The organism is Rhodococcus sp. JCM 9793 (genome assembly GCF_055380405.1).
Map to the genome: position 1 here is coordinate 3,608,229 of NZ_AP043721.1, position 12,815 is coordinate 3,621,043.

At 68.1% G+C, this 12,815-nt stretch carries 11 protein-coding genes; 1 reads left to right on the forward strand and 10 read right to left on the reverse strand.

The window, feature by feature from the left end; genetic code table 11:
• Positions 1-123: 123 nt before the first annotated feature.
• The 6 genes from ACZ46K_RS18710 to pafA all read right to left on the reverse strand — a co-directional run bounded on the left by ACZ46K_RS18710 (position 124) and on the right by pafA (position 7,743).
• Positions 124-2,859 carry a DEAD/DEAH box helicase gene (locus tag ACZ46K_RS18710; RefSeq protein ID WP_464744067.1) on the reverse strand — a complete coding sequence of 912 codons (2,736 nt, stop codon included), beginning with the start codon at positions 2,857-2,859 and terminating at the stop codon, positions 124-126.
• Positions 2,856-3,791 (reverse strand): twin-arginine translocase subunit TatC, encoded by a 936-nt coding sequence (gene tatC / locus ACZ46K_RS18715; protein WP_464744069.1) that lies wholly within the window; start codon positions 3,789-3,791, stop codon positions 2,856-2,858. The genes ACZ46K_RS18710 and tatC overlap by 4 nt, the downstream gene beginning before the upstream one ends.
• 99 nt (positions 3,792-3,890) lie before the next feature.
• Positions 3,891-4,148: a Sec-independent protein translocase subunit TatA gene (tatA, locus tag ACZ46K_RS18720; protein WP_054810957.1), complete on the reverse strand. Its 258-nt coding sequence runs from the start codon at positions 4,146-4,148 to the stop codon at positions 3,891-3,893.
• A gap of 120 nt (positions 4,149-4,268) precedes the next feature.
• Positions 4,269-5,249, reverse strand: a complete 981-nt coding sequence (locus tag ACZ46K_RS18725) for a helix-turn-helix transcriptional regulator (RefSeq protein WP_464744071.1) — start codon at positions 5,247-5,249, stop codon at positions 4,269-4,271.
• The gene (locus tag ACZ46K_RS18730) at positions 5,246-6,292 is read right to left on the reverse strand and encodes a helix-turn-helix transcriptional regulator (protein WP_464744073.1); all 1,047 of its coding nucleotides are present in this window, start codon (positions 6,290-6,292) and stop codon (positions 5,246-5,248) included. The genes ACZ46K_RS18725 and ACZ46K_RS18730 overlap by 4 nt, the downstream gene beginning before the upstream one ends.
• Before the next feature lie 92 nt (positions 6,293-6,384).
• The gene (gene pafA / locus ACZ46K_RS18735; RefSeq protein WP_464744075.1) at positions 6,385-7,743 is read right to left on the reverse strand and encodes a Pup--protein ligase; all 1,359 of its coding nucleotides are present in this window, start codon (positions 7,741-7,743) and stop codon (positions 6,385-6,387) included.
• Between pafA and ACZ46K_RS18740 the strand changes: the two genes are divergently transcribed.
• Positions 7,727-9,286 carry a bifunctional phosphatase PAP2/diacylglycerol kinase family protein gene (locus tag ACZ46K_RS18740; protein WP_464749390.1) on the forward strand — a complete coding sequence of 520 codons (1,560 nt, stop codon included), beginning with the start codon at positions 7,727-7,729 and terminating at the stop codon, positions 9,284-9,286. The genes pafA and ACZ46K_RS18740 overlap by 17 nt on opposite strands.
• On the opposite strand, the gene prcA is transcribed toward ACZ46K_RS18740, so the two are convergent.
• The 4 genes from prcA to dop form a co-directional block, all read right to left on the reverse strand.
• The gene (prcA, locus tag ACZ46K_RS18745) at positions 9,271-10,035 is read right to left on the reverse strand and encodes a proteasome subunit alpha (protein WP_464744077.1); all 765 of its coding nucleotides are present in this window, start codon (positions 10,033-10,035) and stop codon (positions 9,271-9,273) included. The genes ACZ46K_RS18740 and prcA overlap by 16 nt on opposite strands.
• Positions 10,032-10,886, reverse strand: a complete 855-nt coding sequence (prcB, locus tag ACZ46K_RS18750; RefSeq protein ID WP_464744079.1) for a proteasome subunit beta — start codon at positions 10,884-10,886, stop codon at positions 10,032-10,034. Before prcB ends, prcA begins: the two co-directional genes overlap by 4 nt.
• A complete protein-coding gene (locus ACZ46K_RS18755) occupies positions 10,883-11,074 on the reverse strand; it encodes a ubiquitin-like protein Pup (protein ID WP_054807962.1) in 192 nt (63 codons plus the stop codon). The genes prcB and ACZ46K_RS18755 overlap by 4 nt, the downstream gene beginning before the upstream one ends.
• Before the next feature lie 163 nt (positions 11,075-11,237).
• Complete coding sequence (dop, locus tag ACZ46K_RS18760; RefSeq protein WP_464744081.1) at positions 11,238-12,731, reverse strand: depupylase/deamidase Dop; 1,494 nt, start codon at positions 12,729-12,731, stop codon at positions 11,238-11,240.
• Between the last annotated feature and the right edge of the window lie 84 nt (positions 12,732-12,815).

A 12,815-nucleotide genomic window follows, 5' to 3' on the forward strand; every position in this document is an offset into this window, starting at 1 on the left:
CGTTCATAGGTTCAGCGTAATGCTCACCAGCGATCGGTCCCCCGTGTGGCAGCGCGCGTATCAAATCACACATACCGGACCGGTGGGAGACCGCCCACGTCCCGGACTCGGTCGCACCGCCACTCATGCCGCGGTCGCATCGACGGCCACGACCCCGCGGCGGATCGCTGCGACCGCCCGCCCCGCCGACTTCGCCAACGCCGGATCCTGTGCGGTCGTGCGGATCTGATCGAGCAGATCGATCAACTGCCGGCACCACCGCACGAAATCCCCGGGCGAGAGTTCACTGCCCGTCGCAACAGCCGCCAGCAGCGACTCCGTCAACGACGCGGTACCCGCCCACGTGTACGCCGCAGACACGAACCCGAAATCCGGTGCGCGGGTCGTCGGCAACCGGTGCCGCAGTTCATCGGCGCGCAACTCGTCGCACAACCGCACCGTATCGGCCAACGCCCGCCGGATCGGACCGGTCGGACCCCGCACCTCCGGTACCTCGTCGCCACGCGACTCGAAGATCACCGTCGAGACGACCGCCGCCAACTCCGCCGGCGACAACCCCACCCACACCCCGGTGCGCAGACACTCGGCCACCAGCAGATCCGATTCGGTGTAGATCCGCGCGAGCCGTTCCCCCGCCGCCGTCGTCGCCGGATCATCCCCCCCGGTCAGATAACCCCGCTCCGACAGCAACGACACGATCCGCTCGAACGTGCGCGCCAACGAATCGGTGGTCGCCGCAGCCTTACGCCGCTGGTGCTCGGTGTCGCGCAGCAACCGGTTGTAGCGTTCCCCGATCCGCGCCAACGCCTCCACATCCGGGTTCTCCCGCGCCGGATGCCTGCGCAGCGCGCGGCGCAGCGAATCGATTTCGCGGGTATCGCCGCCACCCGTGCGGGACCGCTTGGCGCGACGCGGCGGAACCAGCCCCTTCGACCGCAAAGCCGACGAGATGTCCCGCCGTCCGCGGCCGCTGCGCGGATCGGCGTGCCGCGGCAACTTCAACCGACCCAGCACCACCGCGGGCGTGGGGAAATCCCCCGCCGACAGTCGACCTCCCCAACCGTCGGCGGTCACCACATACGGCCGCGGATCGCTCGTATCCCGATCCGGGTCGATGATCACCGCCAGCCCGGTGCGGCGGCCCGCCGGGACCGCGACGATCTCGCCGGGCTGCAACGCCACCAGCGACTCGACTGCTTCGTGCCGACGATTCTGGCGTTTCGTGCGCTCGTGCTGCCGCTCGGCGTCGGTCAGATCTGCCCGCAACCGCACATAGTCGAAGATCTCACTGTCGGCACCGCCGAGTTGCTCCCGCATCTTCGCCAGCTGCGCCTCGTTGCGTTCGATGCCGCGGGTGGCGCCGACGACCGACTTGTCGGCCTGAAACTGCGCAAACGACATCTCCAACAGCGCACGGGACCGCTCCACCCCGACCGCGTCGATGAGGTTGACCGCCATGTTGTACGACGGGCGGAACGAACTGCGCAGCGGGAACGTCCGCGTCGAGGCCAAGCCCGCCACAGCGGCCGGTTCCACACCCGGCTGCCACAACACCACCGCGTGCCCCTCGACGTCGATACCGCGACGCCCGGCCCGCCCGGTGAGCTGCGTGTATTCGCCGGGAGTGAGCTCGGCGTGGGTTTCCCCGTTGTATTTGACCAGTCGTTCGAGCACCACCGAGCGCGCCGGCATATTGATGCCCAATGCCAGGGTTTCGGTGGCGAACACCGCCCGCACCAGACCTCGCACGAACAGGTCCTCGACGGTGTGCCGGAACGCCGGCAACATTCCCGCGTGATGTGCCGCGATACCGCGTTCGAGGGCGGTGCGCCACGACGCGAACCCCAACACCTCGAGGTCGGCGCGCGGCAACTCGCGGGTGTGCTCGGTGACGATCCGCCGGATCTCGGTGGCTTCCTCCTCGGTCGTCAGATGCAACCCGGACCGCAGGCACTGTGAGACCGCCGCGTCGCAACCGGCGCGGGAGAACACGAACGTGATCGCCGGCAACAGCCCCTCCGCGTCGAGCCGGGCGATGACATCGGGACGGGGAATCGGCCGGAACGTGCCCCGCCCGCGGGACTGCCAGCGGTCGCCGTCGATGCTCGCGCGGCGCCGCACCTGCGCCGCCAGTTCCGGATCCACCACCACCCCGCGTCGACGCTCGTTTGCAGGAGTGTCGGCGGGTTCGGCGCGGGCATCGAACAGGTCGTAGAGGCGCGGTCCGACCATCATGTGCTGATGCAGCGGGATCGGGCGCACCTCGTCGACGACGACGCTGGTGTCGCCGCGCACCGTGGTCATCCACTCACCGAACTCTTCGGCGTTGGACACCGTCGCGGACAGGCTCACCAGCCGCACGTCCTCCGGCAGATGCAGGATCACCTCTTCCCACACCGCACCGCGGAACCGGTCGGCGAGGAAATGCACCTCGTCCATCACCACATGGCTCAGCCCGATCAGCGTCGGCGACGATGCGTACAGCATGTTGCGCAGCACCTCGGTGGTCATCACCACCACCGGCGCATTCGGGTTGATCGACTGATCGCCGGTGAGCAACCCCACCAGATCCTTGCCGTGCCGGGCACACAGATCCGCGTACTTCTGGTTGCTCAGCGCCTTGATCGGGGTGGTGTAGAAGCATTTGGTGCCGGCCTCGACGGCCAGATGCACCGCGAACTCCCCGACCACGGTCTTCCCGGCGCCGGTGGGGGCGCACACGAGCACCGAATGCCCACCCTCCAGCGCGCGGCAGGCCTGCTGCTGGAACGGATCCAGCGGAAATGCCAGACCGGCAGCGAACCCGTCCAGCTGCGGCGCTGCCGCAGCGGCCTGAGGTGTATCGGAGGGGCCCGTCACAGCGTGTCGGAATAGTCGGTGGGTGCCGGAGCCTGGGAGGGCTTGTCGACCGGAGTCGGCGCCGGGATCGTCGAACCCTCCTCGTCGTCGAGATCACCCCAGCCCTCTGCTCGGGCGTTACGGGCACGGCGCTTGTCGTTGAGCCGCGCGATCTGGATGGAGATCTCCACCAGAAGCGTCAGTGCCAACGCCAACGCCAACATCGAGAACGGATCCTGCCCGGGGGTCGCGATCGCAGCGAAGACGAACACCGCCATGATCAGGCCGCGGCGCCAGGACTTGAGTTTCTCGTAGGAGAGCATCCCCACTGCGTTGAGCGCGACGATCACCAGCGGGATCTCGAACGACACCCCGAAGATCACCAGCAGGTTGATCATGAAACCGAAGTATTCGGTGCCGGACAGTGCGGTGACCTGCACGTCGTTGCCGACGGTCAACAGGAACGACAACGCGTGGGTGACCACGAGGTATGCCAGGACCGCGCCGGTGACGAACAATGCCGCGCCCGAAGCGACGAACCCGACCGCGTAGCGGCGTTCCTTCGAATACAGGCCGGGGGTGATGAACGCCCACAGTTGATACAGCCACACCGGGCAGGCGAGCACCACCCCGGCGGTCGCCGCGACCTTCAACCGCAACATGAACTGTTCGAACGGGCCGGTGGCCAGCAGATAGCAGCCGCCGTCGTTGCTGAAGTCGGCGCGGGAGGACGCCGGCAGCGAACAATACGGTTCGAGGAGAATCTCGCCGAGACTCGATGTGCCGAACGGGCCGTGGCTGTACCAGAAGAACCCGGCGATGGTGGTGACGATCACCGCGGCGACGGCAATGAGCAGCCGTGTGCGCAGCTCGTAGAGATGCTCGACCAGCGACATGTTGCCGTCGGGATTCGTCTTGCGCCGACTGCGGCGGGGATCGAACGGGATGCGCACGGTGCGGGTCTCAGCTCCTGTCAGGGCCACCACCACGGTGGGGCACTGGGTCAGCGGAAACCGGGACACCCGGCGGGTGCCCCGGTGGGGAGAATACGGTCAGGCCGGCCGCTGGTCGGGCTGCACAGCCTGCTGCGTCGGGATCTGCTGCGTCGGCTCCGCCGCCGGCAACGGGTTCGGCACGGACTGCGCAGCCGTCGTCGGAGCGTCGTCGTTCTGCATCTCCTTGACCTCGCTCTTGAAGATCCGGAGCGAACGGCCCAGACCGCGCGCGGCATCCGGCAGCTTCTTCGAGCCGAACAAGATGATGACGACCAACGCGACGATGGCCCAGTGCCACGGGCTCATTGCACCCATTTACAACCTCCACTGATTGGCTCTGCACGATGCTACCGGACCGGAGCACACCCACGGCCGTCCGAAAGACGTTCCACACAGAGTTCGCGCAGAGTTCACACGACTGTGGCGCCCGTCGGGTCATCCGCCGTCGGCGGTGTCCCCTCCGAGTGCGTCATACGCGTCGAGCGCGGCAACCGCCCGCTCCCGCACCGCCTCGCGCAACGGTGGCGGACCGAGCACACCGACCCCGGCGCCGAGGCCCACCACCAGCCGCACCAGCCACTCCGGCGACGCGAACCGCAGCACCGCCTCGCAACTGCCGTCGGTGAGCAGCGTCACGTCGGTGAACGGATAGTAGTCGAGCAGCCACGTGAACGTCGGGGCGATCCACAACCGAGCGGCCGGCAATGACGGGTCACCGGCGAACAGTTCGAGGTGCTCGTCGTCGTCGAGCGCACGCTGCGGGGGCCGCGCCGGTTCGTCGAGGACACGGGCCGCATCGATCCGGTCGAACCGGAACAACCGCACGCCCTCGGCAGTGCGACACCACGCCTGCAGATACGTGTGCTCGTCGATCAGCACGATGCGGATCGGGTCGACGTCGCGTTCGGAGACGGTGTCGCGGGACGCCGAATAGTAGGTCAGGTGCACCGCACGCCCGTCGCGGACCGCATCCCGGACCCTCGCAGCAACGGGATCGTCGGGAACCGGATCGGTCGCGGCCGCGGGCCCCGCCGCGGCGCTCCCGGCGGCCGCCTCGATCTTGGCGATAGCGCTCTGTGCCGCCGTCGGATCGACCACGCCGGGCATCTCGAGCAACGACCGCAGCGCGACGAGCAGCACCGTCGCCTCCGTGGAGGTCAATCGCAGCGGCCGGTCGATGCCCGCGGTGAACGTCACCACGATGCTCTCCTCGGAGAACGACAGGTCGATCAGATCACCGGGCCCATAGCCCGGCAGCCCACACACCCACAGCTGATTGAGATCGTCCATGATCTGTTTCGGGGTGACCCCCAGATCGCGGGCGGCGTCGGCTGCGCTGATCCCCGGACGCGCCGTGAAATACGGCACCAGATTCAGCAGCCGGGTCAACCGCCCGGCCAGTCGGGTACTGCTCATCGTCGTTCCTCCCCCACCGTGTCGTCCCCCGCGCTCTCGTCCGCTGCCCCGTCGTGTGCGGTGGCGCCACCGGCAGCGACCGAGGTCAGGATCTGCCGCACCTCGTCGCGTAACTCGGGTGGGTCGAGCACCAGCGCGTCGGGGCCCTGACCGGCGAGGGTGCGGGCGATCCACTCCCCGGCACGCAGCGGCACCTCGAACACACTGCCGTCGCGGCCACCGACCTGCCGGGGCCCCAGATCACGGCCGAGTCGGCGCACCTCGTACGCGCGGCCCGCGGCCACCCACACCCGCGCCGACCCGGTCACATCACCGGGGCGGGTCGCGGCGAGCACCCGGGCCCGCAGATCCACCCCCGCGGGGATCTGCACTGTACCGGGATCACCGACCGCGAGGACCTCATCGGAGATCCGTGACAGACGGAAGGTGCGGGTCGCGTCGCGGTCCCGGTCGTGCCCGACCAGATACCAGCGGCCGTGCACCGTCACCACACCCCACGGTTCGACGGTGCGCAGCGTCCACGGATCGGTGGGGGCACTGCGATGCTCGAACTGCACCGCCTGTCTCTCGTCGACCGCGGTGAGCAGCTTCTGCAAGGCCGGTTCGGAACCGCGGGCCCGCGCCGGGATCGCCGCGACCGTGCCCGCCGGGTCGGCGTCGACCTGCACTCCAGCGGCCCGCAACTTGAGCAACGCTCCCTGCGCCGCCGACGTCAACTCCGGTGACTCCCACAACGCGGCGGCGACCGCCACCGCGGCGGTCTCCTCCCGGCTCAGATCGATCTCCGGCAACGCATAGGCGTCCCGGTTGATCCGATACCCCTCGACGGTCGAATACCGCGACGCCAACCCCGTCTCGAGGGGAATCCCGAGGTCACGCAGTTCGTTCTTGTCGCGTTCGAACATGCGGCTGAACGCCTCGTCGCTCGCGCACTCCGCGTAGCCCGCCACCGAGGCGCGGATCTTCTCCGCGGTGAGGAACTGGCGGGTGGACAGCAACGCGATGACCAGGTTGACCAACCGTTCGACTTTCGAAATCGCCACGGGCCAACCCTAATGCCCCCGACGTGCGCTGCCCCGCCCGCACCGGTGCGGGCGGGGCAGCGGCCCTGTCGTGCGTGACGTCGCGGTCGCCGCTACATCGAGGCGATGAGCCGATCGACGCGCTCGTCGACCGACCGGAAGGGGTCCTTGCACAACACGGTGCGCTGCGCCTGATCGTTGAGCTTGAGATGCACCCAGTCGACCGTGAAGTCGCGGCCCGCTTCCTGCGCCGCGGCGATGAAATCACCGCGCAACTTCGCGCGGGTCGTCTGCGGCGGCGTGTCCACCGCCCGATCCACCGACTCGTCGGTGGTCAACCGTGTCGCCAACCCTTTTCGCTGCAACAGATCGAATACACCTCGACCGCGTTTGATGTCGTGATACGCCAGATCGAGCTGCGCGATCTTCGGATCCGACAGTTCCATGTTGTAACGATCCTGGTACCGCTGGAACAGTTTGCGCTTGATCACCCAGTCGACCTCGGTGTCGACCTTCGCGAAATCCTGCGATTCGACAGCGTCGAGCACCCGACCCCACAGATCCACCACCTGCGCCACATGCGCATCCGGCTCGCGGTGCCGCAGATACTCCACCGCCCGCGCATGATATTCACGTTGGATGTCGAGGGCACTGGCCTGCCGCCCTCCCGCCAGACGCACCGGGCGCCGACCGGTCATATCGTGACTGACCTCCCGGATCGCGCGAATCGGGTTGTCCAACGCGAAATCGCGGAACGAGATTCCGGCCTCGATCATCTCGAGCACCAGCGACGCCGACCCGACCTTGAGCATCGTCGTGGTTTCCGACATGTTCGAATCACCCACGATCACATGCAGCCGCCGATACTTCTCGGCGTCGGCGTGCGGTTCGTCACGAGTATTGATGATCGGTCGCGACCGGGTCGTGGCCGACGAGACACCCTCCCAGATGTGCTCGGCACGCTGCGACAGGCAGAACGTGGCCGCCTTCGGGGTCTGCAGAATCTTCCCGGCCCCGCAGATCAGCTGCCGAGTCACCAGGAACGGCAACAACACATCGGAGATGCGGGAGAACTCCCCGACCCGCGCCACCAGGAAATTCTCGTGGCAGCCGTACGAATTCCCGGCCGAATCAGTGTTGTTCTTGAACAGATAGATGTCGCCGCCGATGCCTTCCTCGGCGAGGCGTTCCTCCGCATCGACGAGCAGATCCTCGAGCACCCGCTCCCCCGCATGATCGTGCTCGACCAGCTGAAGCAGATCGTCGCACTCCGCGGTCGCGTATTCCGGGTGGGAACCCACATCGAGATACAGGCGCGCCCCGTTCCGCAGGAACACATTCGAGCTTCGGCCCCACGACACCACCCGCCGGAACAGATAGCGGGCCACCTCGTCCGGGCTCAACCTGCGATGCCCGTGGAAGGTGCACGTGACGCCGAACTCCGTCTCGATACCCATGATTCGTCGCTGCACACCTCGACAGTACCGCGCGCACGTAACACCGAGAGGGCGCAACGCATCTACAGTTCGAGCTGTGACCTTTCGTCGACACACCCGCGAGACCGACCATGCGCTCTTCGCGCTCACCGACCGTGTCCCCACCGCCGTCGACCCTGTTCTCCGGCGCCTGACCCGCAGCGCCGACCACAGTGTCCTGTGGATGGGCTGCGCCGCCGTGTGCGTGCTGTGCGGAGGCCGTGCCCGCCGCGGCGCGGTCCGCGGACTGGCGTCGGTGGCCGGGGCCAGCGCCCTGGCCAACGGCATCCTCAAACCACTGTTGCCGCGCCGGCGGCCCCCGGCCCGCACCGATCCGCGCCTCGCACGGCGCATCGTGCCGATCCCGACGTCCTCCTCGTTTCCGTCCGGGCATTCCGCGTCCGCGGCGGCATTCGTCACCGGGGTGGCACTCGAGTCGCCGGTGACGGCGGCGGTGTTGGCTCCGCTCGCCGCGGCCGTCGCCTATTCGCGCGTCCACACCGGGGTGCATTGGCCCAGCGATGTGCTCGTCGGTGCCGCGACCGGTGCCGCGGTGGCCCTGGCGACGCGACGCTGGTGGGCGGTCCGCACCGACGAACCGGCCCGCGCCGCCACCGCCGCCGACGCCCCGGCACTGCCCGCCGGTGCGGGGCTGCTCGTGGTGGTCAATCCGCAATCCGGCACCGGTTCCGGCACCGCCGACGATCTCGCCGACCGGCTGCCGCACGCCCGCATCGCCGAATTCGAACCCGACACCGACCTCGACAGATGGCTCGAGCAGCTCGTCGCCACCGAACGACCGCAGGCGCTGGGCGTGTGCGGCGGGGACGGCACCGTGCAGACCGTTGCCGCGGTCGCCCACCGTCACGATCTGCCGCTTGCGGTGTTCCCCGGCGGCACCCTCAACCATTTCGCGCTCGACGCCGGCGCGGGAGCCCTCGACGACACGGTGCAGGCCGTCACCGGCGGGCAGGCGGCACGTGTCGACATGGGAGCGGTCACCGTCCACGGACCAGACGGGCGCAGCGACCAGGTCTTCGTCAACACCGCCAGCCTCGGCGGCTACCCGGATTCGGTGCGGCTACGAGACAAATGGCAGCCGCGGATCGGGAAATGGCCCGCGGCCGCCGCCGCGATGATCGCGGTGCTCGCCACCGCCGAACCGATCCGTGCGCGGGTCGACGGCACCGAGATGGCACTGTGGTTGCTGTTCGTCGGCAACGGCCACTACCGGCCCACCGACCAGGTGCCGATGTCGCGGACCGCGCTCGACGCCGGCACCCTCGACGTGCGCTACCTCCGCGCGGATCGACGCTGGTCACGCACCCGACTGTTGTTCGCCGCGGCGACCGGCACCCTCGGCACCAGCAGCGTGTACCGGCAGCGCGATGCGACCTCGGTGTCGGTGCAGCTCGACGGCCCGCCTGTCACCTTGGCGACCGATGGGGAGGTCACAGCCGACGGCACCGCCTTCGACGTGAAGGCGGTGCCGTCGGCCGTGACCGTGTATCGGCTACCGGACGCTCAGCTCGCACCCTGATCGGTGTCGCCGTCGGTCGGCGCAGCGTCCGAGGTCGGCGCGGCAGGCAACAGCGCATCGAGTGCCGCACCGGAGATACGACGGAACGCACGCCGCGGCCTCGACCGCTCGAGCACCGCCACTTCGAGCTCCCCGCGACCGAGGACCCGGCCCGCCGAATCCGCCCCGGTGGAGGTGCCCTTCTGCAGGGCGGACACCGCCACCTGCACCGCATCCGCCAACCCCAGACCCGGACGGTACGAGTCGCGTACCGCCGTCAGGATCGGTTCGGTGTTGCCGCCCATCACCACGAACTGCGGTTCGTCGACGATCGACCCGTCGTAGGTAATGCGATACAGCTGCGCCGACGCGTTGTCGCCGGCCTGACCGACCTCCGCGACACAGATCTCCACCTCGTACGGTTTCGGTTGATCGGTGAAGATCGTCCCGAGAGTCTGCGCGTACGCATTCGCAAGCGATCGGCCCGTCACATCACGCCGATCGTACGAGTAACCGAGCATGTCGGCGCGCATGATCCCGGAGCGCCGCAACGCCTCGAACTCGTTGTACTTGCCGACCGCCGCGAACCCGAGCCGGTCGTACAGTTCACTGATCTTGTGCAGCGCCTTCGACGGGTTCTCCGCCACGAACACCACACCGTCCGCGTAGATCAACGCGATCACACTGCGGCCCCGGGCGATGCCCTTGCGGGCCAACTCCGAACGATCACGCATGATCTGTTCGGCGGACGCGTAATAGGGCAACGTCATCGGGCACCTCCTGCAGTACGGTCGACCACGATCGCCTGCGCCAACTCGGCCAGATCCGCCTCCGGGACCGCCACCGCCCCGGCCTCGGTCACCGCCACCGCGGTCGGATAGATCCCGCGGGTCGTGTCCGGGCCACCCGTCGCCGAATCGTCGTCGGCCGCGTCGTACAACGCCTCGACGGCGGTGCGCAGCGCCGCCGCCTCGTCCGCATCGGCGCGGTAGAGCTTCTTGAGCGCCGACTTCGCGAACACCGACCCGGAACCCACCGCGTGATACCCGGCTCGTTCCTCGTAACGGCCACCGACCACGTCGTACGACACGATCCGCCCCGCTCGACGCACATCCGGCGCATCGACATCGAACCCGACGAGCAACGGCACCACCGCCAGACCCTGCATGGCCGCACCGAGATTGCCGCGCACCATCGACGCCAGCCGGTTCGCCTTGCCGTCGAAGGTCAGCGACACACCCTCGATCTTCTCGTAGTGCTCGAGTTCGACCGCGAACAACCGCACCATCTCGACGGCCAGCCCCGCGGTACCGGCGATACCCGCCGCGGAATACGCGTCGGTGACGAACACTTTCTCCACGTCACGTGACGCAATCATGTTGCCCATCGTGGCCCGACGATCACCGGCGAGGATCACCCCACCGGCGAACGTGACCGCCACGATCGTGGTGCCGTGCGGTGCGAGCTCACCGAAATTACCCAGCTCACGCGCGAACCGATTCTCCGGCAACAACTCCGGCGCATAGGCCCGCAGATGATCGGTGAACGACGACAGGGGCGACGCGAGGTGCAGGCGCCCCTGCACCTCGCGGTAAGGAAGCGAGGATCTGTCCGCTGTCACTGGCCACCCTTCTGCACATACGCCCGGACGAAGTCCTCCGCATTCTCCTCGAGCACATCGTCGATCTCGTCGAGGAGATCATCGGTCTCCGAGGCCACCTTCTCGCGGCGTTCCTGACCTGCACCGCCGTCACCGGTCACCTCGTCGTCGTCTCCGCCGCCACCGCGTGTGGTCTGCTCCTGCGCCATAGCCGTGACCTCCTCCTGTACTCGAGTGGCACACGACCCCGGTCGGCGACCGTGCCGCACACCACGACATTGATCTCCACACTACCGAGCAGAGGCCCCTGCGCGCGGCGTCCCGGCGCGTGTCGCCGTCCCACCACCGGACCGCCGTGTCGTGCTCGGACGGTCAGTGCGTGAGCTGATCGACCAGCTCCGCCGCCGACTGCGCCGACTCGAGTAGCGCCCCGACATGCGCGCGGCTGCCCCGCAACGGCTCGAGGGTGGGGATCCGCACCAGCGACTCACCACCGAGATCGAAGATCACCGAATCCCACGACGCCGCCGCGATGTCGGCACCGAAGCGGCGCAAGCATTCACCGCGGAAATACGCACGCGTGTCCGTCGGCGGGGTGTGCACCGCGTCGAGCACCTGCTGTTCGGTGACCAGACGCTGCATCGACCCGCGGGCCACCAGCCGGTTGTAGAGGCCCTTGTCGAGACGCACATCCGAATACTGCAGATCCACCAGGTGCAGCCGCGGCGCCGACCACGCCAGCGACTCCCGCTGCCGGAACCCCTCGAGCAGCCGCAGTTTCGCGGGCCAGTCCAGCAGGTCCGCGCAGTCCATCGGATCCCGCTCGAGCAGATCGAGCACCATCGCCCACTTGTCGAGGACGTCGACGACCCGCGCATCGTCGGTGCCGTCGTGGAACTTCGCGGCCCGCTCGTGGTACAGACGCTGCAACGCCAGACCCGTGACCTCCCGACCGTCGGACAACGCCACCGTCTTCCGCAGCGTCGGATCATGACTGATGTGGTGCACCGCAGTGACCGGCCGCGCCAATTGCAGATCCGACAGATCGATCCCCGCCTCGATCAGATCGAGCACCAACGCTGTCGTGCCGACCTTCAGGTACGTCGACATCTCCGCCAGATTCGCATCACCGATGATCACATGCAGCCGCCGATACTTGTCGGGGTCGGCGTGCGGCTCGTCGCGGGTGTTGATGATGCCGCGTTTGAGGGTGGTCTCCAACCCGACCTCGACCTCGATGTAGTCGGCACGCTGCGACAACTGGAAGCCGGGTTCGTCACCGGACTGCCCGATCCCCACCCGCCCGGACCCGCAGATCACCTGCCGCGACGCGAAGAACGGGGTCAGACCCGCCACCACCGCCGAGAACGGGGTGTCCCGCGCCATCAGATAGTTCTCGTGCGTGCCGTAGGAGGCACCCTTGCCGTCGACATTGTTCTTGTACAACTGCAGACGCGGCGCCCCGGGCACACTCGACGCATGCCTGGCCGCGGCCTCCATCACCCGCTCGCCGGCCTTGTCCCAGATCACCGCGTCGAGTGGGTCGGTGACTTCCGGCGCCGAGAATTCGGGATGCGCATGATCGACATACAGCCGCGCCCCGTTGGTGAGGATCATGTTGGCTGCACCGACCTCGTCGGCGTCGATCACCGGAGCCGGGCCGTTGAAACGACCGAGATCGAACCCGCGGGCGTCCCGCAGCGGTGACTCCACCTCGTAATCCCAGCGGGTCCGCTTCGCGCGCGGCACCCCCGCCGCCGCCGCGTACGCGAGGACCGCCTGGGTGGACGTGAGGATGGGGTTTGCTGTGGGGTCACTGGGCGACGAAATCCCGTATTCGACCTCGATACCGATGATCCGCTGCATACCGTCGAGAGTAGGTGATCGACGAACCGGCGCCAGCGCGGCGGGCCGTGCAATCCGGATAGCTCGACGCATCGATCAGCCGCC

Excerpts from the sequence above, each read along its gene's own strand:
- ACZ46K_RS18755 (WP_054807962.1), bottom strand. The coding sequence starts at position 11,074 with ATGGCGCAGGAGCAGACCACACGCGGTGGCGGCGGAGACGACGACGAG.
- tatA (WP_054810957.1), bottom strand. The coding sequence starts at position 4,148 with ATGGGTGCAATGAGCCCGTGGCACTGGGCCATCGTCGCGTTGGTCGTC.
- prcA (WP_464744077.1), bottom strand. The coding sequence starts at position 10,035 with ATGACGTTGCCCTATTACGCGTCCGCCGAACAGATCATGCGTGATCGT.
- dop (WP_464744081.1), bottom strand. The coding sequence starts at position 12,731 with ATGCAGCGGATCATCGGTATCGAGGTCGAATACGGGATTTCGTCGCCC.
- ACZ46K_RS18725 (WP_464744071.1), bottom strand. The coding sequence starts at position 5,249 with ATGAGCAGTACCCGACTGGCCGGGCGGTTGACCCGGCTGCTGAATCTG.
- ACZ46K_RS18740 (WP_464749390.1), top strand. The coding sequence starts at position 7,727 with ATGATTCGTCGCTGCACACCTCGACAGTACCGCGCGCACGTAACACCG.